This window comes from Streptomyces sp. NPDC087428 (genome assembly GCF_044744085.1).
In the GTDB taxonomy this organism is placed as follows: Bacteria; Actinomycetota; Actinomycetes; order Streptomycetales; family Streptomycetaceae; genus Streptomyces.
Window position 1 is genome coordinate 424,484 of sequence record NZ_JBIUXR010000003.1, and the last position, 15,447, is coordinate 439,930.

12 protein-coding genes are annotated in these 15,447 nt (G+C 71.9%); 5 read left to right on the forward strand and 7 right to left on the reverse strand.

Annotated features, from left to right (window positions below; translation table 11 throughout):
* Positions 1 to 35 precede the first annotated feature (35 nt).
* From ACIO3R_RS09235 to ACIO3R_RS09260, 6 genes are all read right to left on the reverse strand, one after another.
* Positions 36 to 2,606, reverse strand: a complete 2,571-nt coding sequence (locus ACIO3R_RS09235; protein WP_402104886.1) for a SpoIIE family protein phosphatase — start codon at positions 2,604 to 2,606, stop codon at positions 36 to 38.
* Between the two features lie 193 nt (positions 2,607 to 2,799).
* Complete coding sequence (locus ACIO3R_RS09240; RefSeq protein WP_385037640.1) at positions 2,800 to 3,228, reverse strand: ATP-binding protein; 429 nt, start codon at positions 3,226 to 3,228, stop codon at positions 2,800 to 2,802.
* A 190-nt stretch (positions 3,229 to 3,418) separates the two neighbouring features.
* On the reverse strand, positions 3,419 to 3,823 hold the full coding sequence (locus tag ACIO3R_RS09245) for a (deoxy)nucleoside triphosphate pyrophosphohydrolase (RefSeq protein ID WP_385037643.1): 405 nt from the start codon (positions 3,821 to 3,823) through the stop codon (positions 3,419 to 3,421).
* 65 nt (positions 3,824 to 3,888) lie between these two features.
* Entirely contained in the window at positions 3,889 to 4,089 is a 201-nt protein-coding gene (locus tag ACIO3R_RS09250) for an SPOR domain-containing protein (RefSeq protein ID WP_385037646.1), read from the reverse strand.
* 203 nt (positions 4,090 to 4,292) lie between these two features.
* Entirely contained in the window at positions 4,293 to 6,050 is a 1,758-nt protein-coding gene (locus ACIO3R_RS09255; RefSeq protein WP_385037649.1) for a purine-cytosine permease family protein, read from the reverse strand.
* A 259-nt stretch (positions 6,051 to 6,309) separates the two neighbouring features.
* A complete protein-coding gene (locus ACIO3R_RS09260) occupies positions 6,310 to 7,062 on the reverse strand; it encodes a GntR family transcriptional regulator (RefSeq protein WP_385037652.1) in 753 nt (250 codons plus the stop codon).
* A gap of 284 nt (positions 7,063 to 7,346) precedes the next feature.
* Between ACIO3R_RS09260 and ACIO3R_RS09265 the strand changes: the two genes are divergently transcribed.
* The 3 genes from ACIO3R_RS09265 (at position 7,347) to ACIO3R_RS09275 (ending at position 12,782) form a co-directional block, all read left to right on the forward strand.
* A complete protein-coding gene (locus ACIO3R_RS09265) occupies positions 7,347 to 8,774 on the forward strand; it encodes a glycoside hydrolase family 18 protein (RefSeq protein ID WP_402104710.1) in 1,428 nt (475 codons plus the stop codon).
* Positions 8,775 to 8,889: 115 nt separating this feature from the next.
* The gene (locus ACIO3R_RS09270; protein WP_402104713.1) at positions 8,890 to 10,002 is read left to right on the forward strand and encodes a threonine synthase; all 1,113 of its coding nucleotides are present in this window, start codon (positions 8,890 to 8,892) and stop codon (positions 10,000 to 10,002) included.
* Between the two features lie 128 nt (positions 10,003 to 10,130).
* The gene (locus ACIO3R_RS09275) at positions 10,131 to 12,782 is read left to right on the forward strand and encodes a discoidin domain-containing protein (RefSeq protein WP_402104715.1); all 2,652 of its coding nucleotides are present in this window, start codon (positions 10,131 to 10,133) and stop codon (positions 12,780 to 12,782) included.
* Here the strand turns inward: ACIO3R_RS09275 and ACIO3R_RS09280 are convergent.
* A complete protein-coding gene (locus ACIO3R_RS09280) occupies positions 12,769 to 13,695 on the reverse strand; it encodes a DMT family transporter (RefSeq protein ID WP_402104717.1) in 927 nt (308 codons plus the stop codon). The two genes, ACIO3R_RS09275 and ACIO3R_RS09280, sit on opposite strands and share 14 nt — an antisense overlap.
* Before the next feature lie 39 nt (positions 13,696 to 13,734).
* On the opposite strand from ACIO3R_RS09280, the gene ACIO3R_RS09285 reads away from it, so the two are divergent.
* Together ACIO3R_RS09285 and ACIO3R_RS09290 are read left to right on the forward strand one after the other, a co-directional pair.
* Positions 13,735 to 14,271: a MarR family winged helix-turn-helix transcriptional regulator gene (locus tag ACIO3R_RS09285; protein WP_385027296.1), complete on the forward strand. Its 537-nt coding sequence runs from the start codon at positions 13,735 to 13,737 to the stop codon at positions 14,269 to 14,271.
* Positions 14,272 to 14,508: 237 nt separating this feature from the next.
* Complete coding sequence (locus ACIO3R_RS09290) at positions 14,509 to 15,399, forward strand: LLM class F420-dependent oxidoreductase (protein ID WP_385350739.1); 891 nt, start codon at positions 14,509 to 14,511, stop codon at positions 15,397 to 15,399.
* Positions 15,400 to 15,447: the final 48 nt, after the last annotated feature.

Here is a 15,447-nt window from a genome sequence, read left to right on the forward strand (position 1 = left end):
TGAGCCAGGCCTCTTGAGACCGGTCGGGGCCCTGTTCAGAACATGCTCAGAAGCTCCTCGACCGTGCGCTCCGCGGCCGGCCGGCCATCGGGCAGCGGCAGTTCGAACCAGACCGTCTTGCCCCGCGGCGTCCGCCTCGATCCCCAGGCCGCGCTCAGCAGCCCGACCAGTTGCAGACCGCGACCGCCCTCGTCCGTGTCGCGTGCCCGTCGTCGTCGCGGCTGGACGAGGCCCGCGTCCCACACCTCGCACACGAGGGTGCGGTCGCGCAGCAGCCTGAGCCGGATCTCGCCCTCGCCGTACCGCAGGGCGTTGGTGACCAGCTCGCTGACGAGCAGTTCGGTGGTGTCCACCAGGTCGTCGAGGTCCCAGGCGAGCAACTGGCCGCGGGCGAGCTCGCGGGCGCGGCCGACCGAGCGGGGTTCGGGGGGCAGCCGCCAGTCGCCGACCGCCTCGACCGGCAGCCCCTGTATGCGGGCCATCAGCAGGGCGATGTCGTCCTCGCCGTGGCGGGTGTCGAGGGTGCTCAGCACCCGGTCGCAGACGTCCTCGAGCGGCCGCGCGGGTTCGACGAGGGCGCCGCGCAGCGCTTCGAGACCCTCGTCCAGCGGATGGTCGCGGGACTCGACGAGGCCATCGGTGTAGAGGGCGAGGAGGGCGCCCTCCTTGAGTTCGACCGCGACTTCCTCGAAGGGTTCGCCGCCGACGCCGAGCGGCATCCCGGGCGGCACGTCGAGCAGCAGCGCCGGTTCACCCGGCTCGACCACGACGGGGGGAAGATGGCCGGCGTTGGCGAAGGTGCACCGCCGGGTGACCGGGTCGTAGACGGCGTAGATGCAGGTCGCCAGATAGACCTCGGAGAGGTCCGCCTCGCGGGACTTGTGGGCGGCCCGCGAGGGCCACTGGGCGCCGCCGGTCCCGTCGGACGAGGTGCTGCCCCCGGGGGTGCCGAGGCCCCGGGCGACCTCGTCGAGCGCGGAGAGGACCTCGGCGGGTTCCAGGTCGAGGAGGGCCAGGGTCCGCACGGCGGTGCGCAGTTCCCCCATGGCCACCGCGGCGCGCAGTCCGCGTCCCATCACATCGCCGACGACGAGGGCGGTGCGGTGCCCGGGGAGCTCGATGACGTCGAACCAGTCACCGCCGACCTCGGTCGCCGTGTTGCCGGGCAGGTAGCGGCAGGCGATGTCGAGGCCGACGGCCTCGGGGTCGCCGGGGGGCAGCAGGCTGCGCTGGAGTATCAGGGCGCGCTCGTGCTCGCGCCGGTAGAGGCGGGCGTTGTCGATGCAGACGGCGGCGCGGGCGGCGAGTTCGGTGGCCAGGGCCCGGTCCCGTTCGCCGAAGGGCTCGCTGCCCTTGGTACGGGAGAACTGCACCAGGCCCACCACGGTGTCGTGGGCGACCATCGGCACGGCGAAGGTGGACTGGACGAATCCGCGGTCGTCGCCGGGTACGTCCTCGACATGGCCGGTGCGCAGGGCCACGGCACAGGGCGAGTTGAACGGGTAGCGGTGCACCGCGCCGAGCGCGGGCGGTCCGGCGGCCGCCCCGGCGTGCGGGGCGTCACCGGCGAGGCCGGGGGCGGTGTCGGGCATGGCGTCCGACACCGCGCTGGCGAAGGCGACGCGGCGCAGTTCGGCGGAGCCGCCGACCGCTTCCTGGCGCAGTGAGCTCCAACTGCCCGGCGGCGCCTCCTCGCCGGTGACCAGCGCCTGGTAGAGGTCGACGGACGCGAGGTCGCAGAAGCCCGGTACGGCGACGTCGAGGAGTTCGCGTGCGGTGGTCTCCAGGTCGAGGGAGTTGCCGATGCGCGCGCTGGCCTCGTTGAGCAGCGCGAGGTTGCGCCGGGCGCTGGCGGCCTCGCGGGCGGCGATATGGCGCCGGGTGACGTCGGTGGCCAGTCCGGCGACGCCGATGGGGCGGCCCGTTCCGCTGTGCACCCGGTAGAGGTTCATCGACCAGTGGCGGCGCTCCGTGTCGCCCGGGGTGGTGCCGACGAGCTGGAGGTCGGTGACGGATTCGCCGGTCGCCAGGACGCGGCTGAGTGTGGCGGCCAGCCGGTCGGCCTCCGCACCGGCGAGATAGTCGTACACGGTGCGGCCGCGGTGGTCGTCGGCCCGGCCGCCGAAGACGGTGGCGAAGCGATCGTTGGCCCGCAGAACGGTGAAGTCGGTGCCGAACAGCACGAAACCAAAAGGAGATTGTCCAAAAATCGCCTGCGAGGCGGCGAGGTCCGTCTCGATGCCGCGGAGCGCGCGGACGTCCACGACGATGCAGACCGCGGCCCGTTCGCCCGTCGCCGTCTCACTGGGCATCACATAGATCTCGGCGAGCCCGTGCAGTCCGTCCTCGCCCGGCATCCGGAAGGGGACGAGACCCGTCCACTCCTTGCCGTCGAGCACCTCGCCGATCCGGCGGTGCCCGTCGCGGCGCAGCTCGCCGGGCATGAAGGCCTCGACCGGGTCCTTACCCACCGCCTGGTGGGCGGCAACGCCAAAGAGGCCGGCGGCCCGGCGGCTCCACTGCTCGATCAGACCATCGGGGCCGATCGAGAAGGAGGCGACTCTGATGTAGTCGTAGATCGAGCCAGGCGGACTGCTCTGCCACACGACGTCGCCCGCTGTCCCAGGTATTTCGCTCACGCGACCGTCCCCTCCAGCTCACACACCGGACCGGTCCTGCCCGCAGTATTCAGCACTACGGCCCTCACCGACACGGCGTTCACGATCACAGCACGGTCTCAGTCCCTTTCAGCCAGGTTCTGTATGACCTCTGGTGATCGCCGACCGTCCCACCCCACTCCTAACCAGGCAGGGCCAGCTCGAACCACACCGTCTTCCCGCTCTTTCCGTGCCGGATCCCCCAACGCCGGGCGGAACAGGCCACGAGCTGCAACCCCCTGCCGCCTTCGTCATCGGGTCCCGCCGTACGTGCGGTGGGCGGATCCGGAAGCGGATCGGAGACTTCCACCAGCAGGCCGGGGTGAGCGGCAGGCCCGTCACCGTCGGGGGGAGGGCGCACCAGTCGCACGTCGATGGGCCCCGAGGCATAGCGCATGGAGTTGGTCACCAGCTCGCTGACCAGGAGTACAGCCACATCCCCGACCGCCGCGTCGAGCCCCCAGCCGCACAGCGCCTCGTGGACGGCGTGCCGGGCCGTGCGCACGGCGCCGGGAACAGCCGGAAAGCTCCACTCGGCGCGGTCGCCTTCGGTATCGATCACGCCGATCACTTCCCAAGACCAGCAGCGGGAACGTCCTGTTTACGGGGGTTAAACAGGACATACCCGATATTCATCACGGGATACCGCCCGGCGCCGACACGTGGGGCGTACGGGTGTAAGGCCATGCGCACGAACGGGTGTGCGCGCAGAGAAAGGGCGCACGGGACCGCCTGTGCGCGCCGCACGGCAGGCACCCCGCTCAGTGGTGTGCGCCTCCAGGCAGTCGCCGTACGGCTTCGGCGACGGCGGGCCGGTCCTGGTCCAGCCAGTCGACGGTGTCGCTCTCGCCGGGGCCGAGCCAGCGCAGCTCGTCGTGGTCCTCCAGCGGCGCGGGCACGCCGGACACCAGACGGGCCGTCCACACCCTCAGGACATAGCCGGGCTTCAGCGGCCACTCACCGGGGATGCGCTCCAGTGGCTCCGCCTCGATGCCGAGCTCCTCGCGGAGTTCGCGCACGAGCGCCTGCTCGCCGCTCTCCCCCGGCTCCACCTTGCCGCCGGGCAGTTCCCAGCGGCCGGCCAGCTCGGGCGGGGCGCTACGGCGCGCGGCGAGCAGCCGCCCCCGGTCGTAGACAGCCCCGGCCACCACCACACGATCACTCATGCCCCGGAGCGTAGTACCCGGCTCCGGCCGGAGCCGGGGGTGCGGCCCCCGGCCCGACCGGCGCACTACGGCCGCGCGGTCTGCCCGACGCGCTCGACCCAGTAGAGCTGCTTGTGTCCGCGTTCATCGAGCTTGTCGGCGGTCCGCTGCGCCTCGTCCTGCGTGGCGTACCTGCCCACGCGGTAGCGGCTGCCGTTGTCGTCCTGCCGTATCACCAGCCACGGGAGCACGGCCCCGCTGTCGCTCATCGTGCTCCTCCCGAGCATTGCGCCCCTCCCCTGAACGGCGTGCATGTTTCTAAGGATCCCCAGGAAACCGCAGTACGCATATGCCCGAGCGTACGCCTGACCTTCACGGAACGAATACGTAATTGCACAAAGAGATACGGATCCGGCCAGGAGTGGACCAACTCCAGGGGGCGCATCCAACTGGATGCGCCCCCTGGCCGGTTCGCGCCGCACCGGACGCCCTACGCCTCCGTGCGCAGCACCGGCATCGGCATGAGGACCGGGGTTCCGGCCGGCTCCTTGCGGCAGATGTCCCCGCACTCCGCGTCCAACGAGCAGCAGAGCGAGCAGATCGGCCCGGACCGCACGGGGCAGTCGGCGATGTCCGGCAGCTCGTAGGCCGTTTCGCAGACCGCGCAGGTGTGGGTGGCGGTGATGTCCGCGACCTCGGCTCCCGGGCCGTTCACCGGATTGGGCCGGGCCAGGTAGTACCTGCCCCGGGTCGCCCAGGCGATCAGCGGACAGAGGGTCAGCGAGAGCCCGGCCGCGATGAACGTGGAGAAGGCTTCCGCGTACGTACCGAACAGCCCGAAGAAGGCGAGGATCGAGACGGTCGAGGCGATCACCATCGCGCCGAATCCCGCCGGGTTCACCGCGTACAGGTAGGCCCGTTTGAACTCGATGTACGGAGGGCTCAGCCCGATCCGCTTGTTGATGACCAGGTCGGCGGCGACCGCGGCGATCCAGGCGATGCCGACGTTCGAGTAGAAGCCCAGCAGCTTGTTGAGGGCCGCGAACATGTTCATCTCCATCAGCGTCAGCGCGATGACGAGATTGAGGAAGATGTACCAGACCCGGCCGGGGTGACGGTGGGTGAGCCGGGAGAAGAAGTTCGACCAGGACAGCGAGCCGCTGTAGGCGTTGGTCACATTGATCTTGATCTGCGACACGATCACGAAGAGCGCGGCGGCGGGCAGCGCGAACGAGCCGAGCCAGGGCTTCAGCGCCTCGATCTGCGGTGCGATGGGCTCCAGCGCGTGCGTCTTGCCGACCGCTTCGAGGGCGACGAAGGCGAGCAGCGCACCGCCGAGCTGCTTGGCCGCGCCGATGATCACCCAGCCGGGACCGGCGGCGAGGACCGCGATGTTCCAGCGGCGCTTGTTGGCCTCCGTCTTCGCCGGCATGAAGCGCAGGTAGTCGGCCTGCTCGCCGATCTGGGCGATGAGCGAGAGCGCGACGCCCGTGCCGAGCCCGAACCCGACCCAGGAGAAGCCGGAACCCGCCCCCTCCGTACCGCCGAAGGAGCCGAACGCGCCCCAGGCGTCGGGCGCTTCGAAGGCGAGGACGACGAACGGCAGCACCATGCCGATGATCCAGACCGGCTGGGTCCAGGCCTGGACCTTGGCGAGGGCGCCCATCCCGCGGAAGACGATCGGGATGACGATCAGGGTGGTGATCAGGTAGCCCGCCTCGACCGGCAGGCCGATGGCCTGATGCATGGCCTGCGCCATGATCGAGCCTTCGAGGGCGAAGAAGATGAAGGTGAAGGACGCGTAGATCAGCGAGGTCAGCGTCGAGCCGAAGTAGCCGAACCCGGCGCCCCGGGTGACCAGGTCCATGTCCAGGCCGTACTTCGCGCAGGCCCGTGCGATGGGGATGCCGGTGAGGAAGATGATCGTCGCCGCCGCCATGATCGAGGCGAACCCGCTGGTGAAGCCGTAGGTGAAGACGATCGAGGCGCCGATGGCGAAGTCGGCCAGATAGGCGATCCCACCGAGCGCGGTGCCCGCGACCACGCCGGGCGACCAGCGCCGATAGGAGTGCGGTGCGTAGCGGAGGGAGTAGTCCTCGCGGCTCTCGTCGGCGGCGAGCCTGGCGTAACTGCGCCTGGGCGGCGGGGTGCCGGCTCCGCCCTCCGGACCTCCTGAGGCAACGGCGGCCGCCTCGGGAGGTCCGGCCTTCGCGGGTCCGGCCGTCTTGGGCAGGGCTGTGTCCGTCATCGGTGACTTCCCGTTCGGCAGTCCGGTGTGCGGGTTCGAACGGGAAGTTAGGAGCAGGACATGACAAGCCAGCGCGGGTGACGATTGCCCGGCTGTTAAGGGACCGGGGCAGTCGTTAACTTGTCGTCACGGGCGCCGGACGGGCACCACCGGGTATCGGTCACCCGACAGGAATCACACCTCCGGGCTTGGCGTGCCCAGCAGGAACAGCGCGTGCGCGTACGGGCCGTCGGCCACGGACGCGGCCTTCGCCGGCCGGTCACCTGACAGGCAGGTGGTAGGCGATCCGGTAGCGGTCGGCGGGCACCACCACATCGGCGGTCTCGACCGGCCGCCCCGACGCGTAGTACGTGCGCTCGATCACCATCACGACATGACCGGGCACCCCGCCGAGCGCCAGGAGCTCCTCCGCCAGCCCCGGGCGTGCGCCGACCTGCTCGGCCACGTTGTCCACGACCACGTCGATCGCGGCCATCCGCTCGACCACCCCGCAGCCGCCCAACGGGCCCTCCTCCGGCAGCATCACCGGCGTGCGCCCCGTGACCGCGAGGGTCTCCCAGGAGGTCGAGAGCATCATCGGCTCGCCCGCCTCCCGGAACACGTAGCGCGTCCGCATGACACGGTCGCCCGGCTCGATCCCGAGCCGTTCGGCGATCTCCGCGCTCGCTCCCTCCTGTTCGCTCCGGGACTCCCAGGTCCCCCGCGCCCCCTCCGCCGTCTGCTCCTGCCGGAACGGGCTGGCGCCGGTCTCCGAACGGAAGCCGGAGCGGGCGATCCGGCGCGGGACCGGGCGCTCGCGCACATACGTACCGGAGCCCGAGCGGCCCTCGACCAGCCCCTCGGCCATCAGCACCTTGCGCGCTTCCAGCGCGACGGTGTCGGAGACCCCGTACTCCTCGCGGATGCGCGCCTGCGACGGCAATCGCGTATGCGGCGGCAGCGAACCGTTGACGATCTTCTCTCTCAGATCGCCCGCAACGCGCAGATAGGCGGGCTGCTCACCGAAAGTCACAGGCCACTCCCCAAGAGGTTGACAGACTGCAACAGCGTCGCAACCGTCGGTTCCGGACCGCAAGCGCAGGCCAGAGATTCACTCGAAGTGATGATTCGCCGCCGACGTGCGCATACCCGGCGCCGGCCGCCAGGGCGCGTGCGACCGCCCCCTGCCGCGCCCCGGTCGCGCGACCCGGGGCCGGATTCGCCTCACCCCTTGACCCGGTTTGGTCCAGACCAATAACTTCCTCTCCACACAGCACGGCTCACGCACCTCTCGGCACACGTACAGGAATGGGCCCCATGCGTCGAAGAACCCTGTCCGCACCGGCCATTGCCGTCTGCGCCCTCTTCTCGTTGGCAGCCACCGTCATCCCCACCGCCAACGCCGCCGGACACGGCACGGACCAGAGCACGAGTCGCACCAAGGACCGCGGGAACAGCGGTCACCACACCTCCGCTCCCGCCTACAAGCGCGTCGGGTACTTCACCCAATGGGGCGTCTACGGACGCGACTTCCAGGTCAAGGACCTGGAGACGAGCGGCACGGCGGCCAGGCTCACCCACGTCAACTACTCCTTCGGCAACGTCGGCGCCGACGGCACGTGCTTCACCGGCAACGTTCCGGGCGAGGCGGACGCGTGGGCGGACTACGTCCGTCCGCTGGACGCCGCAGGCTCGGTGGACGGAGTCGCCGACACCGACGGGCAGGCCCTCGCGGGCAACTTCAACCAGTTGCGCGAGCTCAAGGCCAAGCATCCCGGGCTCAAGGTGATGATCTCGCTGGGCGGCTGGAGCTGGTCCACCCACTTCTCGGACGCGGCCCGCACCGCGGCCTCCCGCAAGGCGTTCGTCTCCTCCTGCATCGACCTGTACATCAAGGGAAACCTGCCGGTGGACGGGACCCGGGGCGGGCAGGGCGCCGCGGCGGGCCTCTTCGACGGCATCGACATCGACTGGGAATGGCCGGGATCCGCCGGTGACACCGACACGGTGTACCGACCCGAGGACAAGCGGAACTTCACCGCCCTGGTGCACGAGTTCCGCACTCAGCTCGACGCCTACGCGAAAAGCCAGCAGAGCCAGCAGAGCCGGCCGAAGGGCCGGGGCCACGGCTCGAAGCCCAAGCCCAAGCACTACGACCTCTCGGCATTCGTCCCCGCGTCCCCCGAGAAGATCGACGCGGGCTTCGACGTCCCCCGCATCATGCGGGACTTCGACTTCGTGAACCTCCAGGGTTACGACTTCCACGTCTCGGGCGAGAAGACCACCGCCCAGCAGTCCGCGCTGTACGCGAAGGGCGACTTCAGCGTCGACCGGACCGTGCGCGACTGGCTGGGACGCGGCGCCCCGGCCCGCAAGCTGGTGATGGGAATGCCGTTCTACGGTCAGGGCTGGACCGGTGTGACCGGCGGCGGTGACGGCATGGGCCGGCCCGCCGCGAGGCCCGCACCCGCCACCTGGGCCGCCGGCTACGAGGACTACAAGGCCCTCAGGAAACTGGCCGAATCCGGTACGTACAAGGTCCACCGCAACGTCCGGGACGGCAGCGCCTGGCTGTTCGACGGCACCACCCTGTGGACGTACGACGACCCGCAGGTCCTGCGCACCAAGACCGCCTACATCCGCGACCACCGGCTCGGCGGCGCGATGTTCTGGTCACTGGACGGGGACACGGACGACGGCGAACTGATGGCCACCGTCGACCGAGGGCTGTCCGGGCGGCGGTAGGAGCTCGCACGGATCCGGAACGTGCGGGTCCGGGGTGGCTGCGACGGTGCGGCCGCCCCGGACCCCTGTCACCGAACCCCCGTCACCGGTCCCGGGTTCCCGCCCTCCTGCTGACATGCTGGCTGCCATGGCCACCGCATACCGCTGCCCGCAGGACGGAACCCGTGCCGACGTCGCTTCGCTGACCTGGTGCTGTCCGGTCTGTCGCGGCCCCTGGGACCTCGACTTCGAGGTCTCGGGACCCCTCCGTCCCGCGGCCCTGTCCGGCCGGGTCAACTCCCTCTGGCGCTACGAGGAGGTGCTGCCGCTCGCGTCGCCCACGACCACCCTGGGCGAGGGCCGCACCCCACTCGTGCCGCTCACCGACACGGTCTCGGCCAAACTCGACTTCCTCATGCCGACGCTCTCCTTCAAGGACCGCGGCGCGGTGATGCTCGCCGAACTGGCCCGGCGCCTCTCCCCCGAGCGCGTGGTGGCCGACAGCAGCGGCAACGCGGGCACCGCCGTCGCGGCCTACTGCGCCCGCGCCGGGCTGCCCTGCACGGTGTACGTCCCCGAGGGCACGTCCCCGAAGAAGACCGAGCAGATCCGGGCCCATGGAGCCCGGCTGGACATCGTCCCCGGGGACCGCGAGTCGACCGCCCTGGCCGCCCGAGCCGCCGCCGACGCGCCCGGCACCTTCTACGCCTCGCACGTCTTCAACCCGTACTTCCTGCACGGCACGAAGACCTACGTGTACGAGCTGTGGGAGGACCTCGGCGGCAGGCTCCCCGACGCGATCGCCGTACCCGTCGGCAACGGCACCCTGCTCCTGGGCGCGGCACTGGCCGTCGCGGAGCTCCGCGATCAGGGCCTGATCGACACCGTTCCGGCCCTGATCGCCGTGCAGGCCGAGGCCGTCTCCCCGTTGGCCGCCGCCTTCCACGCCGGGGCGGACGTACTCCCCGGCACCCCGCCCGGCCCCGCCTCCCCCACCCTCGCCGAGGGCATCGCCATTCCGCGTCCGCCGCGGGCTCGGGCGATCCTGGCGGCGGTGCGCGAGTCGGGCGGCACCTTCCTGACCGTGACCGAGGATCAGCTCCGGGGCGCACAGCTGGACCTGGCCGCCCGCGGCCTCTACGTGGAGACGACGGGCGTCGCCTGCTGGGCCGCGGTCGGTGGCTGGACCGACCGCAGCGTCGTCGTACCGCTGTGCGGCGCGGGCCTCAAGACGGGCCTCGCGGCCTGAGCCGGGCCACTCGCGCGCCCTGAGGCGCACCGCCCTCGGCCGGATCCTGGTTCAGCCGACTGCCTCATCAGCCGTTCACCCGCGCGCCGTGCGCCGCCGTGCCGGTCCCGTTTCCCTACGTTCGTACCGTGAGCCTCTCGCGCATCCCTCTCCTCACGTCGCTGGTCGCATGTGCGCTGATCGCGCCCTTGCCGCCCGTCTCCTACGCCTCCTCCCACCAGGCCGCGCCCGCTGCCGCCGGTCCGGGTCCCGACGTGGCCTGCGGCCGCGACACCGATCCCGCCTGGGCCCCGACGTCCACCACGTTCGGCGAGGCCGCGGGCTACGACCCCTACGTCGGGAACGGCTACCTGGGCCACCGCGTCCCCGCCGCGGGCGCCGGATACGCGGAGACGGGCGAGAAGACCGGCTGGCCGCTGTACACGCCGCGCTACGACGGGGCCTTCGTCTCCGGGCTCTTCGGCCGCGACCCCGACCTGGCGGCCGGCCGCGAGGTGGCCGCCGCGCTGCCGAGCTGGACCACCCTCGACGTGCGCGTGGGCGACGAGACGTACGGCTCCGCCACCCCGGCGGGCCGGATCTCCCGGTACCGCCAGACAGTGTTCCTGCGCTGCGGACTCGTGCGTACGTCGTTGCGCTGGACGACCGCCGACGGCCGCGCGACCGACCTGACGTACGAGGTGCTGACCGACCGCGCCTCCGTGCACACCGGCGCCGTACGGCTGCGGATGACCCCGCACTGGAGCGGCACGGCGACCGTCACCGGCCGGCTCGACCCGCGCGGCGCACGCCGGATCGCACTCGACGACGACGGGACGTTCCGCACGCGGGGCACCGGAACGGCCGGCGCGATCGTGCAGACGATGCACCGGGACTCCGGCGTCACGGGCCGGACCACCGACACCACGCCCCTGGTTGCCGGGAACGCGCATCCGTCCCGGGTGAGCGCCGGGCGCACGTATACGTTCGAGAAGTACGTCGGGGTCGACACCGCGCTCACCTCGCGCGCCCCGCGCACCACCGCGCGTGAGGCGTCCCGGCGCGCGGCGCGGCTCGGCTGGTCCGCCGTCCTCGCCGAGAACGCCGCCGTCTGGCGCCGGGACTGGGCCGCGGACGTCCTGGTTCCGGGCAGCCCCGACCTCCAGAAGTGGCTGCGTTCCGCGCAGTACGGGCTCCTCGCGTCCACCCGCACCGGTTCCCGCGACAGCATCGCCCCGGCCGGGCTGACCAGCGACAACTACGCGGGCATGGTGTTCTGGGACGCCGAGACCTGGATGTACCCCGGGCTGCTCGCCACCCGTCCCGAGCTGGCCCGTTCGGTGGTCGAGTACCGCTATCGCACCCGTGACCAGGCCCGTACCAACGCGGAGAAGCTGGGGTTCAAGGGGCTGTTCTACCCCTGGACGAGCGCGAGCAAGGGCGCCCTCTGGTCGGAGTGCCAGAGCTGGAACCCGCCGCACTGCGTCACGCAGAACCACCTCCAGGGCGATGTCTCCCTGGCCGTCTGGCAGTACTACCTGGCCACCGGCGACCGCGACTGGCTGGCCGGACACGGCTGGCAACTCCTGCGGGGCATCGCGGACTTCTGGGTCTCGCGCGCCACCGCGAACGACGACGGCAGCGCGTCCGTGAAGGAGGTGGCGGGCCCGGACGAGTACAGCAACGGCGTCACCGACGGGGTGTTCACCAACGCCGTCGCCGCCACCGCCCTGCGCAACGCCACCCGCGCGGCGCAGCTCCTCGGCCACCCCGCTCCGGCCGAGTGGAACAAGGTCGCGGACAGTCTGCGCATCCCGTACGACCCGAAGCGCAAGCTCTTCCTCCAGTACGCGGGCTACGACGGCTCGACGATCAAACAGGCCGACACCGTGCTGCTGATCTACCCGCTGGAGTGGCCGATGGAGCCGGGTGCGGCGGCCGCGACGCTCGACTACTACGCGGCTCGCACCGATCCAGACGGCCCGGCGATGACGGATTCGGTCCACGCGATCGACGCGGCCGCGATCGGGGAGCCCGGCTGCGCCACGTACACCTATCTCCAGCGTGCCGTGCGCCCGTTCACGCGCGGTCCGTACGCCCTCTTCAGCGAGGCGCGGGGCGCGAAGTCGGGCGCGCAGGATCCCCTGTCCGGGTTCCCCGCCGAGGACTTCCTCACCGGAAAGGGCGGCTTCCTCCAGGTGTTCACGCACGGGCTGACGGGGTTGCGGCTGCGGGAGGACGGGGTACGGCTGGACCCGATGCTGCCGCCGCAGCTGCGCGAAGGGGTCACGCTGACGGGCCTGCGCCATCAGGGGCGTACGTATGACATCGCGATCGGCCCCCGGACGACGGAGGTCAGGCTGACCTCGGGTACCCCGTTCACCCTGGACACGCCCGCCGGCCCGCGTCTGCTGTCCACCGCGCTCACCCTGCCGACCCGCCGCCCCGACCTCGCCCCGACCACCGACGCGTCCCGTTGCCGCCCGGCGACGGCGACCTCGGAGTCCCCCGGCCTGTACGCGGCGGCGGCGGTGGACGGCAGTGCGGCGACGGCCTGGTCCCCGGACGGGGCGACGGGCACGCTGACCGTGGATCTGGGGCGGACGGCGGCGGTGACGGCGATGGAGCCGGAGTGGACGGGCGTACGCCCCGCCGCCCACCGGCTGGAGACCTCGGCCGACGGGGAACGCTGGGAGCCCTACCGGGCGGGGGCGGTGGCCCGCGAGGTGCGGGTGACGGTCCGCTCCGCGGATGCGGACGAGCCCACGGGTGTAAGGGAGTTGAGGGTCACCCAGCCGTAGAGGATCCGGGCGCCCCGGTGGGCTCTGCGGGCCGCCCGGCCGCGGTGGGGCGCGCCTCGGCCGGCCGGCGGGCCGTCGGACGGCCGAGGAGGATTCCGCTCAGCACAAGGACGAGCCCGCACACCTGCCTGAGGGTGAGCGACTCCCCGGCGATCAGGGTGCCGAGCAGCACCCCGGTCACCGGGTTGAGCAGTCCGACCAGGCCGACGGTCGCGGCGGGCAGATGGCGCAGGCCCGTGAACCAGGCGGCGAACGCGACCGCGGTCGCCACCACGGCGACGTACCCGAACCCGAGGACGGCCGGCCCGTCGAGTACGGGCGGCGCGCCCTCCACCACGGCGGCGAGGGGCAGCAGCAGGAGGCCACCGGCGATCAGCTGCCAGGAGGTCGAGGCGAGCACGTCGGCACCGGCACCCCAGCGCTTGACGAGGATGTAGCCGAGGGACGACATCAGCATGGCGGCGACCGAGGCCAGCACTCCGCGGGCGTCGACGGAGACCGAACCCGTCAGCAGCATGAGGCACACCCCGGCGATGCCCGCGGCGGCGCCCAGCAGGGGCAGCAGGCCCGGCCGTTCCGCGACCAGCGCCCAGGCGATCAGCATCATCGCCACCGGCGAGGCCGCCATGATCGTCGAGGCGGTGCTGGTCGGGAGCAGTTGCGCGGCGACGTAGACGAGGGCGAAGAACCCGCCCATGTTGAGGACGCCGAGGACCGCGGCCTTCCACCACCAGGAGCCGCGGGGCAGCTCCCGCCGGACGGCCAGGAGCAGCAGCCCGGCGGGGAGGGCCCTGATCGCGGCACCGTACAGCGGGGTCTCGGCGGGCAGGTAGGCGTGGGTGACGTAGTAGGTGGTGCCCCAGGCCACCGGCGCGATCACCGTGATCAGCACCCATCGCAATGTAGCTTCCATGGAAACTATTATGCCTTCCGCGGAAGCTACAGTGAAGCCATGCAGGATTCCTCCGCCGCCGCCCCCACCCCTCGGCCCCTGGACCATGTCGCGCGCATCCAGGCGGAGTGGCACCGCGAACGCCCGGACCTCGACGTGAGCCCGCAGGGCGTGATCGGACGGCTGCACCGGCTCGGCGGGCTGCTCACGGAGGAACTCTGCGTGGTGTACCGGCGATTCGGCCTGAGCGAGGGCGAGTTCGACGTGCTGGCCGCTCTGCGGCGGGCCGGGACCCCGTTCGAGCGGGCCCCCGGGGAGCTGGCGACGCACACCATGGTCACCACCGGCGCGATGACCAAGCGCATCGACCGTCTGGAGCACGCCGGCCTGGTCACCCGCCGCCGCGCGGCCGGGGACGGCCGGGGCCGGGTGGTCGCCCTCACCGACGCGGGCCGGGAGCTGATCGACCAGGCGTTCACGGAGCACATGCGCAACGAACGCCGCCTCCTGGACGCGCTGACCGGGGAAGAGGCGGCGGCCCTGGAGCCGCTCCTGACCGCGTGGCTGGCACGGGTGGAACCCCCGCAGGAGGGCTGAACCCGGTGGTGGGGCGGCGGGCGCCGGAACGTCCCGCCCGCAGGACGGCGGGCGCGGTCGGCCCGGACCACCAGGCCCGTGCGCGTCTCGGTATCCCGCCACCGGCACCACTCGCGGCTCCGCTCGAACCCCAAAGCCAGGGAGTGTCCGCGACACCCACGCACACCGCCCCGCGTGCACTCGGGTGAATACCGGCCCGGCCGGGAATAGCGGGCGCGGGCCGCTGTTGGCCACTGCATGACTTCTGTGACGCGTGAGGCATTCGGACGGGTCGGAATCTGGAGCGGCGCCCTGCACGGGTCGCGGACGGACGCCGCGGGCGGGCGAGCCATCGCGGAAGCCGTCGCCGAACTCGAAGACCTGGGGTACGGCACGCTCTGGATCGGCGGCAGTCCCTCGCCCGGCGACGCCGCCGCGGTCGTCGCCGCCACCCGCAAGGCCACGGTGGCCACCGGCATCCTGAGCATCTGGGACCACCCGGCGCAGGACGTGGCGGCGCGGATCGCGGAGATCGACGCGCGGGCGCGCGGGCGATTCGTCCTCGGCCTGGGCGTCAGCCACGGCCCAATGGTGCCGCGGTACGCGAAGCCGTACAGCGCGATGGTCGCGTACCTCGACGCGCTGGACGCCGCCACCCCGCCCGTGGGCTCCGGGCACCGGGTTCTCGCGGCGCTCGGCCCGAAGATGCTGAGGCTGGCCGCTGACAGGGCGCTGGGCGCGCACCCCTACCTCGTCACCGCCGAACACACGGCGGAGGCGCGCGAGGCGCTCGGCCCCGACGCGCTGCTCGCGCCGGAGCTCTCCGTCGTACTCGACACCGACCTCGACCGGGCCCGCACCACCGCGCGAACCATGCTCGGAATGTATCTCCAGCTGCCCAACTACACGGACAACCTGCTGCGCCTGGGGTTCGTGGAGAGCGACTTCGAGGGCGGCGGCAGCGTCCGCCTGCTGGACTCCCTCTTCGCCCTGGGCGACGCCGAGCAGGTGAAGGCACGGACCCAGCAGTACCTGGATGCCGGTGCCGACCACGTCGCCCTGCAAGTGCTCACCGCGGACGAGGGCGGCGCCGGGCTGCCCCTGGCCGAATGGCGCGAGCTGGCCGAGGCCTTCGGCGACGCGTTGTAGCCGTGCCGGTCCGGGAGGGAGGGAGTGAGGGCCGGCACGGCTGGTCGC

Coding starts and splice junctions, on each gene's coding strand:
- ACIO3R_RS09245 (WP_385037643.1), bottom strand. CDS start 3,823: ATGAGTGATCGTGTGGTGGTGGCCGGGGCTGTCTACGACCGGGGGCGG.
- ACIO3R_RS09250 (WP_385037646.1), bottom strand. CDS start 4,089: ATGCTCGGGAGGAGCACGATGAGCGACAGCGGGGCCGTGCTCCCGTGG.
- ACIO3R_RS09255 (WP_385037649.1), bottom strand. CDS start 6,050: ATGACGGACACAGCCCTGCCCAAGACGGCCGGACCCGCGAAGGCCGGA.
- ACIO3R_RS09265 (WP_402104710.1), top strand. CDS start 7,347: ATGCGTCGAAGAACCCTGTCCGCACCGGCCATTGCCGTCTGCGCCCTC.
- ACIO3R_RS09270 (WP_402104713.1), top strand. CDS start 8,890: ATGCTGGCTGCCATGGCCACCGCATACCGCTGCCCGCAGGACGGAACC.
- ACIO3R_RS09280 (WP_402104717.1), bottom strand. CDS start 13,695: ATGGAAGCTACATTGCGATGGGTGCTGATCACGGTGATCGCGCCGGTG.
- ACIO3R_RS09285 (WP_385027296.1), top strand. CDS start 13,735: ATGCAGGATTCCTCCGCCGCCGCCCCCACCCCTCGGCCCCTGGACCAT.
- ACIO3R_RS09290 (WP_385350739.1), top strand. CDS start 14,509: ATGACTTCTGTGACGCGTGAGGCATTCGGACGGGTCGGAATCTGGAGC.